This window comes from Streptomyces sp. NPDC007095, from assembly GCF_040634475.1.
In the GTDB taxonomy this organism is placed as follows: Bacteria; Actinomycetota; Actinomycetes; order Streptomycetales; family Streptomycetaceae; genus Streptomyces.
Map to the genome: position 1 here is coordinate 1 of NZ_JBEYFS010000229.1, position 18,439 is coordinate 18,439.

Annotated in this window: 18 protein-coding genes; 4 read left to right on the forward strand and 14 right to left on the reverse strand. The window is 71.2% G+C overall.

Annotated elements, in window-relative coordinates; genetic code table 11:
* Positions 1-1,043: enoyl-CoA hydratase/isomerase family protein (locus ABZ656_RS47040; protein ID WP_360277277.1), on the reverse strand; the 1,043-nt coding region annotated here is incomplete at its 3' end.
* A 101-nt stretch (positions 1,044-1,144) separates the two neighbouring features.
* Between ABZ656_RS47040 and ABZ656_RS47045 the strand changes: the two genes are divergently transcribed.
* Positions 1,145-2,125 (forward strand): CoA transferase, encoded by a 981-nt coding sequence (locus tag ABZ656_RS47045; protein ID WP_101406905.1) that lies wholly within the window; start codon positions 1,145-1,147, stop codon positions 2,123-2,125.
* A gap of 1 nt (position 2,126) precedes the next feature.
* Entirely contained in the window at positions 2,127-3,386 is a 1,260-nt protein-coding gene (locus tag ABZ656_RS47050; protein ID WP_360277280.1) for an amidohydrolase family protein, read from the forward strand.
* A gap of 9 nt (positions 3,387-3,395) precedes the next feature.
* On the opposite strand, the gene ABZ656_RS47055 is transcribed toward ABZ656_RS47050, so the two are convergent.
* The 13 genes from ABZ656_RS47055 to ABZ656_RS47115 all read right to left on the reverse strand — a co-directional run bounded on the left by ABZ656_RS47055 (position 3,396) and on the right by ABZ656_RS47115 (position 16,642).
* Positions 3,396-4,166 (reverse strand): SDR family oxidoreductase, encoded by a 771-nt coding sequence (locus ABZ656_RS47055; protein ID WP_360277283.1) that lies wholly within the window; start codon positions 4,164-4,166, stop codon positions 3,396-3,398.
* A gap of 5 nt (positions 4,167-4,171) precedes the next feature.
* A complete protein-coding gene (locus ABZ656_RS47060) occupies positions 4,172-5,320 on the reverse strand; it encodes an acyl-CoA dehydrogenase family protein (protein WP_360277286.1) in 1,149 nt (382 codons plus the stop codon).
* 20 nt (positions 5,321-5,340) lie between these two features.
* Positions 5,341-6,498 (reverse strand): thiolase family protein, encoded by a 1,158-nt coding sequence (locus ABZ656_RS47065; protein ID WP_360277288.1) that lies wholly within the window; start codon positions 6,496-6,498, stop codon positions 5,341-5,343.
* Positions 6,483-7,319, reverse strand: coding sequence for an enoyl-CoA hydratase-related protein (locus ABZ656_RS47070; protein ID WP_360277290.1), 837 nt, complete (start codon positions 7,317-7,319; stop codon positions 6,483-6,485). The genes ABZ656_RS47065 and ABZ656_RS47070 overlap by 16 nt, the downstream gene beginning before the upstream one ends.
* Positions 7,316-8,503 (reverse strand): CaiB/BaiF CoA-transferase family protein, encoded by a 1,188-nt coding sequence (locus tag ABZ656_RS47075; RefSeq protein WP_360277292.1) that lies wholly within the window; start codon positions 8,501-8,503, stop codon positions 7,316-7,318. The genes ABZ656_RS47070 and ABZ656_RS47075 overlap by 4 nt, the downstream gene beginning before the upstream one ends.
* Before the next feature lie 4 nt (positions 8,504-8,507).
* Positions 8,508-10,097, reverse strand: coding sequence for a FadD3 family acyl-CoA ligase (locus ABZ656_RS47080; RefSeq protein WP_360277294.1), 1,590 nt, complete (start codon positions 10,095-10,097; stop codon positions 8,508-8,510).
* Positions 10,098-10,139: 42 nt separating this feature from the next.
* Positions 10,140-11,309 (reverse strand): acyl-CoA dehydrogenase family protein, encoded by a 1,170-nt coding sequence (locus ABZ656_RS47085; RefSeq protein ID WP_101406899.1) that lies wholly within the window; start codon positions 11,307-11,309, stop codon positions 10,140-10,142.
* Positions 11,306-12,298: an acyl-CoA dehydrogenase family protein gene (locus ABZ656_RS47090; protein WP_101406898.1), complete on the reverse strand. Its 993-nt coding sequence runs from the start codon at positions 12,296-12,298 to the stop codon at positions 11,306-11,308. Before ABZ656_RS47090 ends, ABZ656_RS47085 begins: the two co-directional genes overlap by 4 nt.
* A 2-nt stretch (positions 12,299-12,300) precedes the next feature.
* Entirely contained in the window at positions 12,301-13,107 is an 807-nt protein-coding gene (locus ABZ656_RS47095) for an enoyl-CoA hydratase/isomerase family protein (RefSeq protein WP_360277298.1), read from the reverse strand.
* A 107-nt stretch (positions 13,108-13,214) separates the two neighbouring features.
* Entirely contained in the window at positions 13,215-13,973 is a 759-nt protein-coding gene (locus ABZ656_RS47100) for an FCD domain-containing protein (RefSeq protein WP_101406896.1), read from the reverse strand.
* 90 nt (positions 13,974-14,063) lie between these two features.
* Positions 14,064-14,831, reverse strand: a complete 768-nt coding sequence (locus ABZ656_RS47105) for an SDR family NAD(P)-dependent oxidoreductase (protein WP_360277301.1) — start codon at positions 14,829-14,831, stop codon at positions 14,064-14,066.
* Entirely contained in the window at positions 14,831-15,997 is a 1,167-nt protein-coding gene (locus ABZ656_RS47110) for an acyl-CoA dehydrogenase family protein (RefSeq protein WP_360277304.1), read from the reverse strand. The genes ABZ656_RS47105 and ABZ656_RS47110 overlap by 1 nt, the downstream gene beginning before the upstream one ends.
* 102 nt (positions 15,998-16,099) lie before the next feature.
* Complete coding sequence (locus tag ABZ656_RS47115) at positions 16,100-16,642, reverse strand: hypothetical protein (RefSeq protein ID WP_360277307.1); 543 nt, start codon at positions 16,640-16,642, stop codon at positions 16,100-16,102.
* Positions 16,643-16,782: 140 nt separating this feature from the next.
* Here ABZ656_RS47115 and ABZ656_RS47120 point away from each other — a divergent pair, with 140 nt between their 5' ends.
* Both ABZ656_RS47120 and ABZ656_RS47125 read left to right on the forward strand, forming a co-directional pair.
* Positions 16,783-17,355: a YbhB/YbcL family Raf kinase inhibitor-like protein gene (locus tag ABZ656_RS47120; RefSeq protein WP_360277310.1), complete on the forward strand. Its 573-nt coding sequence runs from the start codon at positions 16,783-16,785 to the stop codon at positions 17,353-17,355.
* A gap of 253 nt (positions 17,356-17,608) precedes the next feature.
* Positions 17,609-18,259 carry a DUF4360 domain-containing protein gene (locus tag ABZ656_RS47125; protein ID WP_101406892.1) on the forward strand — a complete coding sequence of 217 codons (651 nt, stop codon included), beginning with the start codon at positions 17,609-17,611 and terminating at the stop codon, positions 18,257-18,259.
* Positions 18,260-18,439 lie beyond the last annotated feature (180 nt).

Genomic DNA, 18,439 nt, shown 5'->3' on the forward strand with positions numbered 1-18,439 from the left:
GTGGTGTCGATGACGGTCACCGTGAAGTCCTCGAAGTCCTCGTCAGGCGTCGGATGGTGAAGATGTGGGCGACCTGGCCCTGGTGCGGATCGAGCTGCGCCCGCCACGGTGACCTCGCCGATCCCGTCGACCAGGCCCCAGCCGAGCGCCTCCGCCGCGCTCAACGTGACGCCCGACAGGGCGAGATACGCGGTGCGCTCCCGGCCGATGCGGACCGGGAGGCTCGCCGTGCCGCCCGCGCCCGGGATCAGCCCCATCCCGACCTCCGGCAGCCGGATCGCCGTGTCCGGCGCGGCCAGCACCCGCCCCGCGAAGGCCGCCAGCTCGATCCCGGCGCCGACACAGGCGCCGTGCAGATGTGCCGTCACCCGGGGACCGCACTCCTGGAGCAGCGCGGCCGGACTGCGCCGTACCCGCAGCAGGTGGGCCTGCGCCGGATCGCGGGACGTCCCGAACTCAGCCAGGTCACCTCCGCTGCAGAACGCGGCACCGTTCCCGTACAGGTCGACGTGCGCGATCGACGGATCCGCCACGGCGACGTGCAGCGCCTCGCACAGGGCGTCCCGGGTCCCGGCGTCGAACGCGTTCCGCACCCATGGCCGGTCGAAGGTGATGGCAAGCCGGTCGCCGTCACGACACAGCCGTACGGGCTCGGCGGCCGGACGTGGAGTGCGCGGGCGCGCCGAGGACAGCCAGGCACGGAAGCCCGCGCCGCTCTGCAGCATCGAGTAGGCGAGGGACTCGAGCACCAGCCGCTCGGGCGGAGTGACCTGGCCGCCCATGCGCAGCACCTGCGTCAGCGCGACGGAGGCCGCCGGCTGCGCCGCGACGATCGCCGCGAGGCGCTGGGCGACGGCGTACGGGTCCGCGCACCCGACCCACGGTCGCGGGGGATCGGCGACACCGGTGAGCAGGATGTCGAACTCCGGGCCCGCGTCGACCGGTTCCGCCGCCACACCGACGAGCACCCGATCCTTCGCGTCGGCCCGTACCGGCGCCTCCCGGTCGAGGCCGACCAGGTGGAAGGGAGAGTCCAAGGTCATGTCGTTCCCCTCCCCAACCGGCGGCGACTGGAGTGTAATGGGGGATCGCCATGGTGGAGAAGGGGGTTCATGGATTGGAGAACGATACTCTCCGAGGCTGGATGGAACCCGTCGAGCCGTTCCTCGGCCCCCTCCATGACGTGGCGAAGGCTTTCACCGGCCTCACCGGCGTGCCCGTGGACATACCGACCGCCCTCTTCCTCCGTGCCGATCTCACCGGCCTTCCCCTCCCCGGCAGGGTCTCGGCCGGCGGCTCCTGCCACCTCCTCGAAACCGCCGACGGCTGGGCCGCCGTGAACCTGGCCCGCGCTGACGACCTGGCCGCCGTGCCCGCTCTCGTCGCGCTGCTCGGGGGAGCCGGGACGGAGGAACCGCACGAGGCGGCGCGCGGGGCCGCGGCGGCCGAGGTCGCGGCACACGCGCAACTGCTCGGGATCGCGGCCGCCGCCCACGGCTCGGCCCGCGGCACCCGCGCTCCCGTACGCGCCGAGCGAGGCGGGGCGGCGAGCCCACGTGACCCGGCCGGGCTGCGGATCGTCGACTTCTCGGCCCTGTGGGCGGGCCCCCTGTGCGCCCGGCTGCTGGGGGCGGCGGGTGCGAGGATCGTGAAGGTGGAGAGCACGACCAGACCGGACGGCGCGCGCAGGGGATCGCCCGCCTTCTACCGCTGGCTGCACGACGGACACGAGAGCCTGGTGCTCGACTTCGCCTCCGGCGCACCCGCCGAGGTCGTCGCCGAGGCGGACGTCGTCATCGAGGCGTCACGCCCGAGGGCACTGCGCCGACTGGGTATCCACGCCGAGGAGTTCCTCGCGGCCCGCCCCGGCCGTGTCTGGCTGAGCATCACCGGTTACGGCCGCGACGAGGACCGTATCGCCTTCGGTGACGACGCGGCGGTCGCGGGCGGCCTCACCGGCATCGACGGTGCCGGCGCCCCCGTCTTTCTGGGCGACGCGCTCGCCGACCCCGTCACCGGCGTCTTCGCCGCCCACGCCGTCGCGCGCTCGCTGGCCGACGGCGGAGGCGAGCTTCTCGGCCTCTCCATGGCCGCCTGCGCCGCCGCCCTCACCGACAGCCGTTGACATGCTGATCACGGACGTGGAGGTCGAGGGTCACGGCAGGGTGGACGTGCGCCTCGGAGGCGGACGGGTCGTCGGGATCGGCCGACGACGGGCGGGGCGCGGCGATGTCGACGGCCGGGGCGGCGCGTTGCTGGTCGGCCTGCACGACCACCACGTACACCTGGCGGCACTGGCGGCCGAGGCGGCGTCCGTGCGGGTCGGTCCGAGGGATGTGCGTGACCGGGAGGGACTGGTGGCCGCCCTGCGGCGGGGCGCGCCGGGGGAGTGGGTGCGCGCCGTCGATTACCACGAGAGTGCCGCGGGGGAGCTCGACCGGTGGATGCTGGACGACTTCGTGCCCGATCGGCCGGTGCGGGTCCAGCATCGCAGCGGGGCCTTGTGGGTGTGGAACAGCGCCGCGCTGCGGGCCGTCGGGCTGGACGGCGGGGGCGACGGGCGGTTCTGGCGGGAGGACGAGCGGCTGCGCGGGTTCGCTCCGCCCGTACGGCTGGATCTGCGCGGCGTGGGGGCCCGGGCCGCGGCGTACGGGATCACCGGGTTCACCAACGCGGATCCGCAGCCGGGGGAGGGGCTGGCCGACCTGCTCTCGGTGCTGCCGCAGCGGCTCGTCGTGATGGGGCTCGGCGACGCGCCGCTGAAGTTCCTGCTCGACGACGCGACCCTGCCGACACCGGACGAGCTCGCGGCGTCCATGGCGGCGGCGCGGCCCCGCCCGGTGGCGGTGCACTGCGTGACCCGGGTGCAGTTGCTCGTGACCCTGCTCGCCCTGGACGAGGCCGGGCCGGTCGCGGGTGACCGGATCGAGCACGGGTCGGTGATCCCGGCCGAGACGCTGTCCTGGCTCGCGCGGCTCGGCGTGACGGTCGTGACGCAACCGCACTTTCCCGTGGAGCGGGGCCGGGAGTACGCGACCGATGTGGACCCGGACGACCAGGCTCACCTGTACCGCTGCCGGTCTCTGGCCGAGGCGGGGATTCCGCTCGCCGCCGGGACCGACGCGCCGTACGGGAGTGCCGATCCCTGGGCGGTCATGCGGGCGGCCGCCGAGCGGTCGGGCGGGGAGGGGGTGGACCGGCGCGCCGCGCTGGACCTGTTCGCGGGGGAGCCCCAACACCCTTCACGAGTACGGAAGGTGGCCGTCGGCTCGGTCGCCGACCTGTGCCTCCTCCACGTACCGCTGAAAGAAGCCCTAGACCTCATGTCCGCCGACGTCGTACGCGCGACGTTCGTCGGCGGACAGCGGATCACACCGCAGGAGTGAACCAGGGCGCTAAACGCTGTAGCCGCCGTCCACCCCCAGCGCCTGCCCGGTGATGAAGCCGGCGCGGTCCGAGGCCAGGAACGTCACCGCCTCCGCGATGTCCTTCGCCTCGCCGAAACGGCGCAGCGGGATGTTGCGCCGGGTGATGTCCAGCGCCGCCGTATCGAGTTCTCCGGAGCTGATCAGACGTGCGGCGATGCCGTCGGTCAGCATGCCGGGGCCGACGCAGTTCACGCGGACGCCATAGCGGCCCTCCTCGGCGGCCAGCGCCCGCGCCACCGCCTCGACCGCCCCCTTCGTGCCCGACGACAGCCCGTCGCGCACGGGGAACCGGCGGGTGGCGACGGTGGTGACGGCGACGATGGAGCCCCGCGCCTCCCGCAGCCGGGGCAGCGCGGGATGGACGAGGTTGAAGAACGCCACCGCGTCCGCGTCGAGCTGGGCCCGGTACTGACTCGGCGTCACCTTGCTGAGGTGCACCATCGGCACATGCGGGCCCGCCGCGTACACGAGCGTGTGCAGGCCCCCGAAGGCGTCGGCCGCCTCGGCGACCGCTTCCGCCGTGGCCGACTCGTCGCCCAGGTCGAGGCGCAGCGCGAGGACTTGACGCCCGTACGCCTTCACCTCGGCGGCCAGGGCGTCGGCCCCGGCCTGGCTGGTGCGGTACGTGAACGCCACGTCGCTGCCGCGCTCGGCGAGCATGCGCACGACGGCCGCGCCGATGCCGCCGGTGCCGCCCGCGACGAACGCGAGACCGGTCCTGCCGGAGAAGTCCGCCATGATGCTCACAGTCCCAGGGATTTGGCGATGATGACCTTCATGACCTCGCTGGTGCCGGCGTAGATGCGGGTGATGCGCGCATCCGCGTACAGCCGGGCGATGGGGTACTCCAGGATGTACCCGTACCCCCCGAAGAGTTGCAGACAGCGGTCGACCGCTCGTGCCTGCATCTCCGTGCAGAACAGTTTGACCTTGGCCGCGTCCGCTCCGGAGAGTTCGCCGTCGACGAGCTCGCGCACCGCCCGGTCGAGCATCGTCTGTGCGGCCTCGATCTCGGCGGCCACCGCGGCGAGTTCGAACTTCGTGTTCTGGAAGGAAGCGACCGGAGTCCCGAACACCTGCCGTTCCCTGACGTATTCGAGGGTCGTGTCGAGTGCCGCCTTCGCCTGGGCGACCGAGCCGACCGCCACCGTCATCCGCTCCTGGGGGAGGTTGTGGCCGAGATAGCCGAAGGCCTCGCCCTCCTCGCCGAGCCGGTTGGCGACCGGGACCCGCACCTCGTCGAAGGACAGCTCCACGGTGTCCTGCACCTTGATGCCCATCTTGTCGAGCACCCGGCCGCGCGTGAACCCGGGCATGCCGTCCTCCACGACCAGCAGGGTCAGGCCCGCCCGCCGGTTGTCGGGATCGGCCGACGTACGCGCCACGACGATCACCAGGTCGGCGAGGAGACCGCCGGTGATGAACGTCTTGGCCCCGCTGAGGACGTAGGCGTCCCCGTCGCGCACGGCGGTGGTACGGATGCCCGCGAGATCGGAGCCCGTGCCCGGCTCGGTCATGGCGACGGCGGTCAGGAGCCGGCCCGCCGCGAGGCCGGGGAACCAGCGCTCGCGCTGGTCCTCGTCGGCGTATGCGAGGAAGTACGGCAGGACGACGTCGAGTTGGGTGCGTACGGTGCCGAGCGTCACCAGGGCGCGGGCCGCCTCCTCCTGGAGTACGACGTTGTAGCGGTAGTCGTGCAGGCCCGCTCCGCCGTACGCCTCCGGTATGGAGACGCCCAGCACTCCGAGTGAGCCGAGCTTCTCGAAGAGCTCGCGCGGCAGCCGGCCCGCGTGCTCCCACTCCGTGTAGTGGGGGACCACGTCCTTGGCCACGAAGTCCCGGACGAGCTGCCGGAACGCCTCGTGGTCGGCGGTGAAGAGTTCTCGGCGCACGACGTCCTCCGTGAGGGTGCTCAGGATGCGGGGGATACGAGCTCTACGAGGGTCGCGTTGGCGGTGCCGCCGCCCTCGCACATGGTCTGCAGGCCGTAGCGGATCCCGTGGTCCCGCATGTGGTGGACCATCCGGGTCATCAGCACCGCCCCCGACGCGCCGAGCGGATGCCCGAGCGCGATCGCGCCGCCCAGCGGATTGAGCAGCGCCGGGTCGGCGCCGGTCTCGGCGAGCCAGGCCAGGGGTACGGGCGCGAAGGCCTCGTTCACCTCGAAGACGCCGACCTCCGGCAGGCCCACGCCCGTCTTGCGCAGCACCTTCTCGGTCGCGGGGATCGGGCCGGTGAGCATGAGCACCGGGTCGGAGCCGGTGACCACGCCCGCGCGGTAACGCACGAGCGGCGTCAGCCCCAGCTCGCGCGCCTTCTCCACTGTCGTCACCAGCAGCGCCGCCGCCCCGTCGGAGATCTGGGAGGCGTTGCCCGCGTGGATCACACCGTCCTCGGTGAACGCCGGTCTGAGCTCGGCGAGGGTCTTGACGCTCGTACCGCGCCGGATGCCCTCGTCGAGGGTCACGGTCGTCGCCCCCTCGGTCGACACGGCGGTGATCTGAGCCTCGAAGGCACCAGCGTCCTGGGCCGCGGCGGCGCGCTCGTGCGACAGCGCCGAGAACGCGTCGAGTCGCTCCCGTGAGAAGCCCCATTTCTGCGCGATCTTCTCGGCGGAGACGCCCTGGTTGAAGGAGAAGTCCTGGTAGCGGGTGAGGACCTGGGGCCCGTACGGCATGCCGGTGGAGCGCGCGGACCCGAGCGGGACCCGGCTCATCACCTCGACTCCGCCCGCCACCACGACGTCCTGCTGGCCCGACATGACCGCTTGCGCGGCGAAGTCCAGCGCCTGCTGGCTCGATCCGCAGGCCCGGTTGACCGTGGTGCCCGGGATGCTCTCGGGCCAGCCCGCGGCCAGCACCGCATAGCGCCCGATATTGCTGGACTGGTCCCCGACCTGTGAGACACAGCCCCAGACCACGTCGTCGACGGCCTCCGGATCGATGCCCGTCCGCTCGACGAGCGCGCCCAGGACGACCGCGGAGAGGTCGGCGGCGTGCATGCCCGACAGCCCGCCGTTCCGCTTGCCCACGGCGGTGCGGACCGCCTCCACGATCACTGCTTCCCGCATGTCGGCCCTTCCGGTCGTTGAGATGGCATCGAACTCGGTACCGCCCAGCGGCCCGTGAAGACCGGCTCCCGCTTCTCCTTGAACGCGGAGTACGCCTCCGGGACGTCCGTCGTCGCGAAGTTGACCGCCTGGGCCCGCGCCTCGTTCGCGAGCGCGTCCCGCAGTGTGCGGTCGGCACCTTCGTTCAGCAGCGCCTTGTTCTGGGCGAGGGCCACCAGGGCTCCCGCCACCAGACGCGCGCCGAGGCGCGCCACGAAGTCGTCGATCTCCTCGGCGCGCACCACCCACGTCACCAGGTTCAGCGACCGAGCCTCCTCGGCGTCGATCGTCTCGGCGAGCAGCGCGAGCCGTTTGGCCTGCTGCAGACCCACGAGCCTCGGCAACAGCCAGGACCCCCCGCAGTCGAGGGACAGCCCGCGCCGCGCGAAGATCTGCGAGAACCTCGACTCCGGAGTGGCGACCACCAGATCGCACCCGAGTGCCAGGTTCCATCCCGCGCCGACCGCCACCCCGGTCACCATGGCGACGGTCGGGACGGGCAACTCGTGCAGCAGCAGGGTGACTTCGCTCAGGGCGCGCATCCGGTACATGGGGTGCGCGGCGCTGAGTCCCCCCGAGATGTCCGCGCCGGAGCAGAACGCGCCACCGGCCCCGGTCAGCACGAGTGCCCGTACGGACCGGTCGTTCCCGGCGTCCGTGAGCGCGTCCCGCAGCGCGCGCCACAACTCCTCGTCGATCGCGTTCCTGCGGTGCGGACGGTTCAGCGTCAGCGTCCGTACGCCGCCCGAGTCGCCGGAGAGCAGCACCGGCTCCTCGCTCACGGCAGCTCCCCCTCGGTGCCGATCCCCAGTTCGGCGAGGACGGCCGCGGTGTGTTCGCCGAGGGCCGGGATCGGCCCCATCGGCTGTTCGTAGCCGGAGATGACCGGCGGCGGCAGCAGCGCCGGCACCGGACCGCCCGGCGTGTCTATCTCGCGCCAGCGGTCGCGGGCCGTCAGATGCGGGTGCGCGACGACGTCGCTCGGGGTGTTGTAGCGGGAGTTCCCTATCCCCGCGGCATCCGCACGGTCCTGGACGTACGCCAGGTCATGACGCGCGCACCAGGCGCCGATCTCCGTGTCGAGGACCGCGCTGTGCGCGACCCGGCCGGAGTTGCTCCGGAAGCGCTCGTCCTCCGCCAGGTCCGGGCGGCCGAGGAGTTCACGCGCGAGCCGCTGCCACTCGCCGTCGTTGGTGGTGCCGAGGACGACGGTGTGACCGTCGGCCGTGGGATAGGCCCCGTACGGTGCCACCGCGGGCGAGCCCATGCCCTTCGGCTCCTGGTCCACGCCCGTGTGCCGGGTGTAGGTCAGCGAGTAGCCCATCAACTCCGTCATGGTGTCGAACAGGCTGACCGCGGCGGAGGTGGGCCCCTGCACCCGGCCGCGCTCCTTCCCGCAGAGCAGCGCCATGATCGACAGGGCGGCGTACAGACCGGTGCTCACATCGGCCATCGGCGGGCCCGCCTTGGCCGGCGCGCCCGGTCGGCCCGTGGTCGCGCACGCCCCCGACTCGGCCTGGACCAGCAGGTCGTAGGCGCGCTTGTGGGAGAGCGGCCCGCCGGGCCCGTACCCGTCGATCTCCACCGCGATGAGCTCGGGATGGCTCACGGCCAGGTCGGCGGGGGCGATGCCGAGTTTCGCGGTCGCCCCGGGCGCGAGGTTGGAGACCAGGACGTCGGCGCGGTCGAGCAGTCGGCGCAGCACCGCCATCCCGGACGTGGACTTGAGATCCAGGGCCACCGACTCCTTGCCCCGGTTGAGCCAGACGAAGTGGGCCGCGAGGCCGCCCACCACGTCGTCGTAGTGCCGGGCGAAGTCGCCGCCCCGGGGGTTCTCGACCTTGATCACCCGCGCCCCGAAGTCACCCAGCGTGCGGGTGCACATGGGAGCCGACACCGCCTGCTCCAGGGTCACCACGGTGATGCCCGCGAGGGGACCGGCCGAGCCGTGTCCTGGTGCGTGCACGCGATCAGTTGTCACTCGGCTTGCTCCAATCGCGCCGCAGCCCGTCCTTCAGCACCTTCTGGCCGGCGTTGCGCGGCAGCGCGTCGACGAACCGGACATGCCGGGGGACCTTGAAGTTGGCCATGTTCTCGCGTGCCCACGCGACGACGTCGGCCTCGGTGAGCCGGTGGCCCGGCCGCACGACGAGGAAGGCGCAGCCGACCTCACCGAGACGCTCGTCCGGCACTCCGACGACGGCGGCCTGCTCGATGGCCTCGTTCCCGAGCAGCAGCTTCTCGATCTCGGCCGGGTAGGCGTTGAAACCGCCGACGATGTACAGGTCCTTCTTGCGGTCGACGATGGAGAGGTTCCCCCTCTCGTCGAGGCGCCCGACATCACCGGTGTGCAGCCAGCCCCCGGCGTCGACGGCCGCGGCGGTGGCCCCCGGGTCGTTCCAGTACCCGCGCGTGACGTTGTAGCCGCGCACCAGGACTTCGCCGTCCTGCCCGGTGGGAACGGCCAGGCCCCGGTCGTCGACGATGCTCACCTCGACGTCCGGGATGGTCCGTCCCGTGGTCCGTGCGACCGTCTCCTCCGAGTCCCCGATCCGGGTGGTCGTCACCAACGCGGTCGACTCCGTCAGCCCGTACGCGCTCATCACGATGTCGAAGGACAGTTCCGACTTCATGGCGCGGATCAGCGATTCCGGAATGGTGGTGCCGCCCGTCATGGACACCCGCAGCGAGGAAAGGTCGAACGCGGCACGGTCCGGATGGTTGACCAGGTCCTGGAAAATGGTGGGAGGCCCCAAGAGAATGCTGACCCGTTCCCGGTCGATGATCTCGAGCGCCCGCCCCGCGTCGAAGGTGCGCATGGGAATGACCGTCACGCCGTGGATCAGGGAAGCGAGCCACCCCGCTTTGTAACCGAAGCAGTGGAAGAACGGCGGGATGATCAGAAAGTTGTCGGAATGCCTGAACGTGTATTCCTCGGACATCCAGCCATAGGCGCGCAGGGACTGTCCATGGGTCAGGACGACGCCCTTGGGATGACCGGTGGTGCCGGAGGTGAACATCACGTCGGACACGTCGTCCGGAGTCAGCCGGTCGATCAAGTCGTGTGCCGTGGAAGGGGAGTCGGCCTCTCCCGCGCGAAGGAAGTCCTCCCACGCGAGGTCCGCCGCCCCCTGCGGGCCGAGGATCGACACCGTCCTGCGCAACGCGGGCAGATCCGGATCGGCGTTCCTCAACTCGGCTATGTAGTCATGGCCGAGGAAGGACGAGGCGAAGACGGCCTTCGCCCCGGACCTGCGCAGAATGTAGGAGATCTCCTGCGCCTTGAACCTCGTGTTGAGCGGCACCACGATGCCCCCGGCGCCCTGGATGCCGAGCGCGGCCAGGATCCACTCGGCGGAGTTCGGAGCGCACAGACCGACACGGTCCCCCGGCTCGACCCCCAGCGCGACGGCGGCCTTTATGGCCCGGACCATCCGCTGCTCCAGCTCACGGAAACTCCACCGGCGGCTCTCGTCGACAAGGGCCGGCGCGTCCGCGAATTGCTTGGCGGCAACTCTGATCACATGGGGAATACTCCGGTATTCGAGGTCGTATCGCACGGGTGAACTCCCATCGGACATGAAATCCCGCTGATCCAGGCCCTAGTTGCCGGACGGCAGACCCAGGACCCGTTTCGCGATGATGTTGCGCTGGATCTGCGATGTTCCGCCGTACACGGACGCCGCTCTGGAATAGAGGAAGTCCCCGAAGAGCTCGCTCGTCCCTCCTCGCCCCTCGTCCTCCGCTTCTCCGCCCCGGAGCTGTTCCTCGGGGTAGACCTTGAGCGCCGTCTCGTAGAGCCGCTGCTCGGTCCTGGTCATCAGCAGCTTGTCGATGGACGACTCCGGTCCTGCGAGCTGTCCGCCCAGCCGCTCGGCCGTGCGGCGCCGGGCGTGCGCCACCAGGACCTCGTAGTCCACGAAGCACCGGCCGATCTCGGACAGCAGCCCGTCCGGAAGGTCTCCCCGGCGTTCCCGGGCGGTGCGCCGCAGCCGCTCGACGAGCAGCCCGTACTTCGAGAGGTGACCGGTGTCCAGAGCGTTGCGTTCGTACGACACCGTCGTCATGGCCAGCGGCCAGCCGTCGCCCTCGGCGCCGATGCGCTCGGAGCGGGCGATGCGTACGTCGTCGAGGAACAGCTCGCAGAACTCGTCGTCGCCGTTCGCCGCCCTGAGCGGCCGCACCGTCACGCCCGGCCGGTCCAGCGGCAGGGCGAACGCCGAGATCGACTGGTGCGCGGGCGCCGACCGGTCGGTCCTTGCGAGCAGCAGGCACAGACCGGAGTACTGCGCGTAGCTGGTCCAGAGCTTCTGCCCCCGCACGGTGTAGTGGTCCTCGTGCGGGGTCGCGACCGTGCTCATCCCCGCGAGGTCCGATCCGGCTCCCGGTTCGCTGAAGCCCTGACACCACACGTCGTCACCTGCGAGCATGCGCGGCAGCCAGCGCCGGCGCTGCTCCTCGGAGCCGAACTCCAGGAGCGCGTGGGCGAGGTAGCCGATCCGGGGGACTCCGGGGGCGTGACAGGCACCGAGTTCATCGCTGACGGCGACCTGGTGCAGCGCGCTCAGGCCCTGGCCGCCGTACTGGACGGGGACGTCGAGGCCCACCCAGCCGCCCGAGTACAGCAGGCGGTGCCACCGGTGGAGGAAGACCGGGACCGGCTCGTCCGGGAGACGTTCGGGCAGCGGGTGGTCGGCCATCCAGGCACGGAACCGGCGGCGCAGCCGGTCGAGGTCCGCGGGGTCGCCGAAGTCCAGGGGGGTGTCGGTCATCGGGTCAGCTCCGGCTGGGCCAGCGTCGTCAGGAGATCGGCCGTCGTCGCCAGCGTCATGGCGCCCAGGCGGACCTTGCGGAGGTACAGGTGCGCGATGTGCTCCCAGGTCTGGGCGATACCGCCGAAGACCTGCATGCCCGTGTACACCGCGTCGAGGGCGGAGGCGTTCACCTCGGCCTTGGCGACGCGCGCGGCCGTCAGGGCCCTCGCGGGCGACTCGTTGTCCAGGCACCACGCGGCGTACCGGGTGGCACTGGTGCAGGCCTCGACGAGGACCGTCGCGTCGGCGAGCAGATGCTGGACCGCCTGGAACGAGCCGACCTCCCGCCCGTACTGACGCCGTTCCCGGGCGTACTCGACGCTCAGCCGGACGAACGACCCGGCCGCGCCGACGAGTTCACTGCTCACCAGGACGAGCGCGTAGGCCTGCCAGTGCTGGTACTCGTGTGCGTCGAGCCGGCCGAGGACGCGTGCGGTCGAGTCGGACGACACCGAGCGGATGCCGCGCAGGAGGTCGATGCCCGGCGCGGCCGCGCCGAGTTCGAGCGCGGTCACCGTTCCGTCGGGTGTGACGCACAGTGCGCTGTCCGCTCCCTCGCAGTCCCAGGCGAGGAGTTGGGACGGGCAGGTGCCCGGAGCGAAGCCCGGGAACCGCAGGTCGTGAGCGAGGGCGATCGTCGGTGTCGCGCCGTGGGGCGGGGGTTCGGCACGGTCGAGGAGTCGCAGCAGCTCCGGGGCGAGCAGCACGGTGCCGACCAGGGAGGTGGTCAGGGGCTGCCGGCCGTGTTCCTCGGCGAGCAGGGCGCACTCCTGGACGGTGGCGGCCGGGGGTGAGGAGCGGCGCAGTTCGGCGAGGCCCAGTTCGCCGAGCGCCTCCTGCGCGGCGGTGCGTGCGGTCGGCTTCACCTCGTCGGCCGAGCCGATCCGGAACCGTGCGGCGAACGTGCGGAACATGTCCCGCACGAGCAGGAACTCCTCGGCCTCCACCGTCAGTCCTCCTTGGCCTCGGTGTCGGTCGGCCGTCGTCGGGCGCGGGACGCCAACTCCTCGACGATCCGGATGTGGTCGGGGCTGGTCATGGTCGCCCGCTCGGCCATCAGCGCCGCCTCCATGCCGCCGCGCGACACCTGCTCGACCACCACGGCGAGGGCCATCTTGGTGGCGCGCAGCGCCTCGGCAGGCTGGGCCGCCAGCCGCCGGGCAAGTGCGAGGGCCTCCTTCTGAAGGTCCTCGGGGGGAACGGTGCGGTTCGCCAGGCCCAGTTCGACCGCCGTGGCGGCCGGAATGCGGTCGCCGGTGAAGAGGTACTCCTTCGCGCGGAGGAGGCTGGTGAGCAGGGGCCAGAGGGTCACCCCGCCGTCGCCCGCCACCAGGCCGACCGAGACATGGGGGTCCGCGAGGTAGGCGTCCTCCGCCATCAGGACCAGGTCGCAGCCCAGCGCCAGGCTGCAACCCAGCCCGACCGCCGGGCCGTTGACCGCCGCGACGACGGGCAGCGGGAAGCGGATCATCGCCGTCTGGATGCTGCGGTCGAGCCGGATCGACCGCTCGCGCAGCTCCGGATCGCTGTGGTGGCGCCGCAGGTGGTCGAAGTCGCCGCCCGCGCTGAACGCCCGGCCCGCGCCGGTGAGGACGACGGCCCGTGCGCCGGGATCGTCGGCCAGCTCCCGCCAGACGTCGGCCAGCCGGCGGTGGAGCTCCTCGGACACGCCGTTCAGCCGCTCGGGCCTGTTGAGCGTGACGATACGGATGTCGCCGTCCGCTTCGACGGTGATGACGGAGCTGACCTTGCCCATGGGGACCCCATCTCCAGTGCCTCAGTCGCCCCAACCTCAGATGATATTAAAGGTCAGACCGAATGGCCGTCAATGATCCGGAGAGGCCCGCCTCGAGCGCGCGGGAGTCAGTCCTGCGCCGGCCCGGACAGTTCCACCTGGCCCCGCCGGTCCACCCGCGCGGCCGCGTCGGCGAATCCGCACACATGGCGCGCCATGCGCCGCATCGCCGCCGGGCCGTCCTGGTCGCGGATCGCCTCGGTGATCTTCGCGTGCGCGCGGGCGGTGATCGAGCGGATCTCGGCGTCCATGAACTGTTCGAGGTTCGTGGCGGCGTAGATCGACTGCGAGAGCGCGCTCATGAACCCGATCAGGAGTTCGTTGTCGCTGGCCCTCGCCACCGCGCTGTGCCAGTCGATGTTCGCCCGCAGGAAGCGCGGGATGTCGTCCCCGGCCTCGACGAGATCCCGCTGGGCGGCGTCCAGTTCGGCGAGATCACGGTCGGTGCGGCGCGCCGCCGCCAGCGCGGCGCACGTGGGCTCGATGGCCTCCCGCGTCTCGTGCAGCGCCTCCAGCCGGATCCGCTGCCCCCGGATGACCAACTGCACGGTACTGGCGAGCGATTCACGGCCCGGCCGGTGCACGAAGGCGCCGCCGCCGCGGCCCGGCCGGATCTGGAGCAGCTTCTCCACCTCGAGAATCCGCAGCGCCTCCCGTACCGTGGCGCGGCTCAGCCCCGTCTGCTCGACGAGTTGACGCTCCGGCGGCAGCGCCATGCCCTCGGTGAACTCGCCGGAGAGAATGCGCTCACGTACCTCCGCCGCCAGGACGTCCGATGCCTTCGGAACCGTCAGGGCGTCGAAGCGTGGGTGAGACCTACCGGGCATGTACGTACTCCTGGGACCGATGCCACTGCTTTGGTTGAACCATTCAGCATAGTACGGATGCTCATGGCCACCACGAGCCGCGGCCGCGGGTCACATGACCATGCCGCCGTCGACGGGCAGCACCTGCCCGGTGACGAAGGAGGCGGCGTCCGAGGCGAGGAAGACGAAGCTTCCGGCGATCTCCTCGGGCTCGGCCCAGCGGCCCAGCGGGATCCGGGCGAGCATCGCGTCCGCGAACTTCTTGTCGGTGCGGATCGTCTCCGTCATCGGCGTCGCGGCCAGCGGCGCGAGCGCGTTGACCTTGATCTGCTTGCGTGCCAGTTCACGCGCCAGGGACTTCGTCAGGCCGATGATGCCCGCCTTGGCCGCGGAGTAGTTCACCTGGCCGAGGGTGCCGACGATGCCGGCCGACGAGGTGACGTTGACGATCCGCCCCGTGCCGTCGGTGGGCAGGAACGGCAGTGCGGCCTGCGCGCAGTGGAAGGCGCCCATCAGGTGGATGTCGACGATCCGCCGGAACGCCTCCTCCTGGAGGTTCTCGAACATGTCAGGCGCGATGATTCCGGCGTTGTTGACGAGGATGTGCAGCTTCCCGCCGGTCAGCGCCGCCGCCCGGGCCGCCGCCGCGTCGGCGGACGCCCGGTCCCGTACGTCCAGTACCGCACTGTCCGCCCGCTCGCCGGTCGCGGAGATCTTCTCGGCGACCGCCGCGGCCGCCGCCCCGTCGACGTCGGTGACGAGCACCGCCGCCCCGGCATGCGCGAGCGCCTCGGCGACCGCGGAACCGATGCCGCCCGCGGCGCCGGTGACCAGGGCCGATCGTCCACTGAGATCGAACAGACCGGTGTTGTCGGCCATCAATAGCTCCTCGGCATTCCCAGAGCGTGCGATCCCAGATAGTTCAGGATCATTTCCTGACTGATCGGCGCGATCTTCATCAGACGGGCCTCGCGGAAATAGCGGGCCACGTTGTACTCCTCGGAGTAGCCCATACCGCCGTGCGTCTGCAGGGCCCGGTCCGCAGCGGTGAATCCGGCGTCCGCGCAGAGGTACTTGGCGGTGTTCGCCTCGCGTCCGCACGGCCGGCCGTTGTCGTAGAGCCAGGTCGCCTTGCGCAGGATCAGCTCGGCCGCGTCCAGCCGGGCGAGCGAGTCCGCGAGCGGGAACTGGATGGCCTGGTTCATGCCGATCGGCCTGCCGAACACCACGCGCTCGTTGCCGTAGCTCACGGCCTTCTCCAGCGCCACCCTGCCGATCCCGAGTGCCTCGGCGGCGATCAGCATGCGCTCCGGATTCAGCCCGTCGAGGAGGTAGCGGAACCCCTGCCCCTCCTCGCCCACCCGGTCCTCGACCGGGACGCGCAACTCGTCGATGAACAACTCGTTCGAGGTCACGGCATTGCGGCCCATCTTCGGGATGGGGCGGACATCGATCCTGTCGCGGTCCAGGTCGGTGAGGAACAGCGTCATTCCGGCGGTCCGCTTGGCGGCCTCGCCGACCTTGGTGGTGCGGGTGAGCAGCAGGATCTTCTCGGACTCCACGGCTTTGGAGATCCACACCTTGCGGCCGTTGACGACGTAGTGGTCGCCGTCCCGCCGGGCGAAGGTGGTGATGCTCGTCGTGTCCAGGCCGGCCTCCGGCTCGGTCACCCCGAAACAGACGTGGAGATCGCCGGTGGCGACACGGGGAAGCGTGCGACGCTTGAGTTCCTCGGAGCCGTGCACCACCACGGGCTGCATTCCGAAGATCGACATATGGATCGAACTCGCGGCGTTCATTCCGCCGCCGGATCGCGCCACTTCCTCGAGCAGCAGCGTGGCCTCGGTGATGCCGAGACCGTGGCCGCCGTACTCCTCCGGAACGGTGAGCCCCAGCCATCCGCCGTTCGCCACGGCGGCGTAGAACTCCTCGGGAAACCGGTGGTCCCGGTCCTTCTCCATCCAGTACCGGTCGTCGAAGTCGCGCAGGAGCCCGACGACTGCCTTGCGGATGGTTTCCTGATCTTCGGTCAGCTCAAAGTCCACGATGTTGGACCCCTCCGCAGCTTTGATATCTGCGAAACATAACAAAGGTCAGACCGTAAGTACAGTGCGGATGCGTGGCCCTCTGCGAGAGTGCGACCTGTCCTAGCGGTCCGCGGCCGGGTTGCCCTCGACCCACTGGATGAGGAGCTGGCGCACGTACGGGTTACCTTCCTGTGCGGAGTGCGCCAGTCGCTCCGCGCTCGCGCGTGCCGCCCGCCAGGCAACCGGGGTGTCCTCGGTGTGCGCGGTGTCGGCGGCGGCCAGCGCGTCGGCCGCCAGGCCCCGGAGATCCTCGGCGAGGTCGTCGTGCGCCGCGGCCCGGTACGCCTCCAGGCGCAGCGCCGTCAGTTCCTCGGCGGAGGGGGCGGGCCGCGCCGGGGGCTGGGCGTAGCCGCTGACCGCTATCACCACGCAGAAGGTCGCCACGTCCCGGCGGCTCTCCCGCTGTCCCCGCGCGATGGCGGGCCCGAGCCAGGCGGCGGCCTTCCAGTGGGCCACGGTGGTGGCCGTGAGGAGCGAGACGGTGAGGGCGGTAAGAGGAATCCAGCCACCGAGGAAGTAGCCGATCGGGCCGAGTGCGAGGAGGCAGGCCCCGCTGAGCATCCAGATGCGACGGCGGCCGATTCTGAGGTGTCGGGGCTCCATGCCCTTCAGTGTCGCAGGGGCGCGCAGGGAGCGGTGAGGCGGCGCGGGATTCACCGAGTGCGCCGCCCGGTGCTGGGGGAGCGGAGTGGGGCGGCCGGGTTGCCGACCCGGGCCGCATCCCCGGCGCTAACGTGGCGGACATGCGCCGTGGGAACTGGCTCGGAACCGTCATGACGGCAGCCGTGGTGGCCCTCGCCGCGGGCTGCGGGGGTGCCTCGGGGGCGCCCGCCGCGTCCGCGGCACCGACACCGGGCGCCTCGGGGGCGATCAGGGTGACAAGCCCGGCCTTCGGGGACGGTGGCACCGTCCCACGCCGTTTCACCTGCGACGGCGCGAACGTGTCCCCGCCGCTGCGTCTCTCCGGTGTGCCGGGTGGTGCGGCCGAGCTGGTCGTGCTGGCCGAGGACCCGGACGCCGCGTCCGGGACCTTCGTGCACTGGCTCATGTGGGGCGTCGACCCGCACGAGACGACGCTGGGCGCGGGCGTCGTCCCGAAGGGGGCGGTGCAGGGCCGCAACGGCTTCGGGCAGCGCCGCTACGGCGGTCCCTGCCCGCCCGCCGGCACGCCCCACCACTACGTCTTCTCGGTCCTCGCCGCCGACGTGAGGCTGCACCTTCCCGAGGACGCCACGGTCGACGGCGTACGGCGCGCGCTGGCCGGTCACACCGTGGGCTCCGGCACCCTCGTCGGGCGCTACGGACGTACGGGCTGAATGGCCGGAGATCGCCCTGCCCAAGCGTGACGGGCGTACATACGATGCGGTCGATCCCGGCCTTCACAGCTCCTTCACAGGGCGGGGTCGCGTGAGCATGTATTTGACATGTCCATGCTTCAACGATCCGCGCTTGATCCAACGCACTGGTCTGCGACGGCGCCGCACGTCCGCGTGAGGCGCCGCACCCCCCAATTCACGGCGGCACACGTTCCGTGCCGCCGTAGACACCAACGCAACGGATTGGAGCACCATGGCTGGTGGGCTGCTTCTGGGTGGCGCGATAGCCGCCCTGTTCGCCACCGCACTCCCGGGGCCGGACCCCTCCTCCGGGATCGTCGACCCGCCCCCGGACAAGATCGTCATCAAGGTCGCCACCGTGAACGGCTCCGGCTGCCCGCAGGGAACCGCCGCTGTCGCGGTCTCCCCGGACAACACGGCCTTCACGGTCACCTACAGCAACTACCTCGCCCAGGTCGGAGGCAACTCCGACCCCACCGCCTTCCGCAAGAACTGCCAGCTCAACCTGATCGTCCACGTTCCGCAGGGCTTCACGTACGCCATCGCCAGCGCGGACTACCGCGGCTTCGCCGCACTCCAGTCGGGCGCGAACAGCACCGAGAAGGCCTCGTACTACTTCCAGGGCTCGTCGAACACCGCGGCCATCACCCACCCCTTCCGCGGCCCCTACAACGACAACTGGCAGTCCACGGACGTCACCGACTGGGCCCAACTGGTCTGGGCGCCCTGCGGTGTCCAGCGGAACTTCAACATCAACACCGAGCTGCGCGTCAACGCGGGCACGTCCACGCCCGGCAGCACCAGTTTCATGACCATGGACTCCACGGACGGTGACATCAGCACCATCTACCACCTCGCCTGGAAGGAGTGCCCCGCCTCCTGACCTCCCGCCCCGTCCGCATGACCTTGACCGGCTCCGCCGCATCGGAGCCGGTCAAGTGGAGCCGGCGAGCTGAGTGAGCTGGGCAAGCTAGGTCCTGTCGTCAAATTCCCGTCGTCCGCCCGGAGGGCGGGCCCTGCGGCGTCAGGTGCGTGCTCTCGGCGTGCCGGGCACAGGCCCTCG

Bases quoted from the DNA above. Each gene is read 5' to 3' on its own strand.
- ABZ656_RS47045 (WP_101406905.1), top strand. From the start codon at position 1,145: ATGGAACCCGTCGAGCCGTTCCTCGGCCCCCTCCATGACGTGGCGAAG.
- ABZ656_RS47050 (WP_360277280.1), top strand. From the start codon at position 2,127: ATGCTGATCACGGACGTGGAGGTCGAGGGTCACGGCAGGGTGGACGTG.
- ABZ656_RS47055 (WP_360277283.1), bottom strand. From the start codon at position 4,166: ATGGCGGACTTCTCCGGCAGGACCGGTCTCGCGTTCGTCGCGGGCGGC.
- ABZ656_RS47065 (WP_360277288.1), bottom strand. From the start codon at position 6,498: ATGCGGGAAGCAGTGATCGTGGAGGCGGTCCGCACCGCCGTGGGCAAG.
- ABZ656_RS47085 (WP_101406899.1), bottom strand. From the start codon at position 11,309: ATGACCGACACCCCCCTGGACTTCGGCGACCCCGCGGACCTCGACCGG.
- ABZ656_RS47095 (WP_360277298.1), bottom strand. From the start codon at position 13,107: ATGGGCAAGGTCAGCTCCGTCATCACCGTCGAAGCGGACGGCGACATC.
- ABZ656_RS47100 (WP_101406896.1), bottom strand. From the start codon at position 13,973: ATGCCCGGTAGGTCTCACCCACGCTTCGACGCCCTGACGGTTCCGAAG.
- ABZ656_RS47105 (WP_360277301.1), bottom strand. From the start codon at position 14,831: ATGGCCGACAACACCGGTCTGTTCGATCTCAGTGGACGATCGGCCCTG.
- ABZ656_RS47115 (WP_360277307.1), bottom strand. From the start codon at position 16,642: ATGGAGCCCCGACACCTCAGAATCGGCCGCCGTCGCATCTGGATGCTC.
- ABZ656_RS47120 (WP_360277310.1), top strand. From the start codon at position 16,783: ATGCGCCGTGGGAACTGGCTCGGAACCGTCATGACGGCAGCCGTGGTG.
- ABZ656_RS47125 (WP_101406892.1), top strand. From the start codon at position 17,609: ATGGCTGGTGGGCTGCTTCTGGGTGGCGCGATAGCCGCCCTGTTCGCC.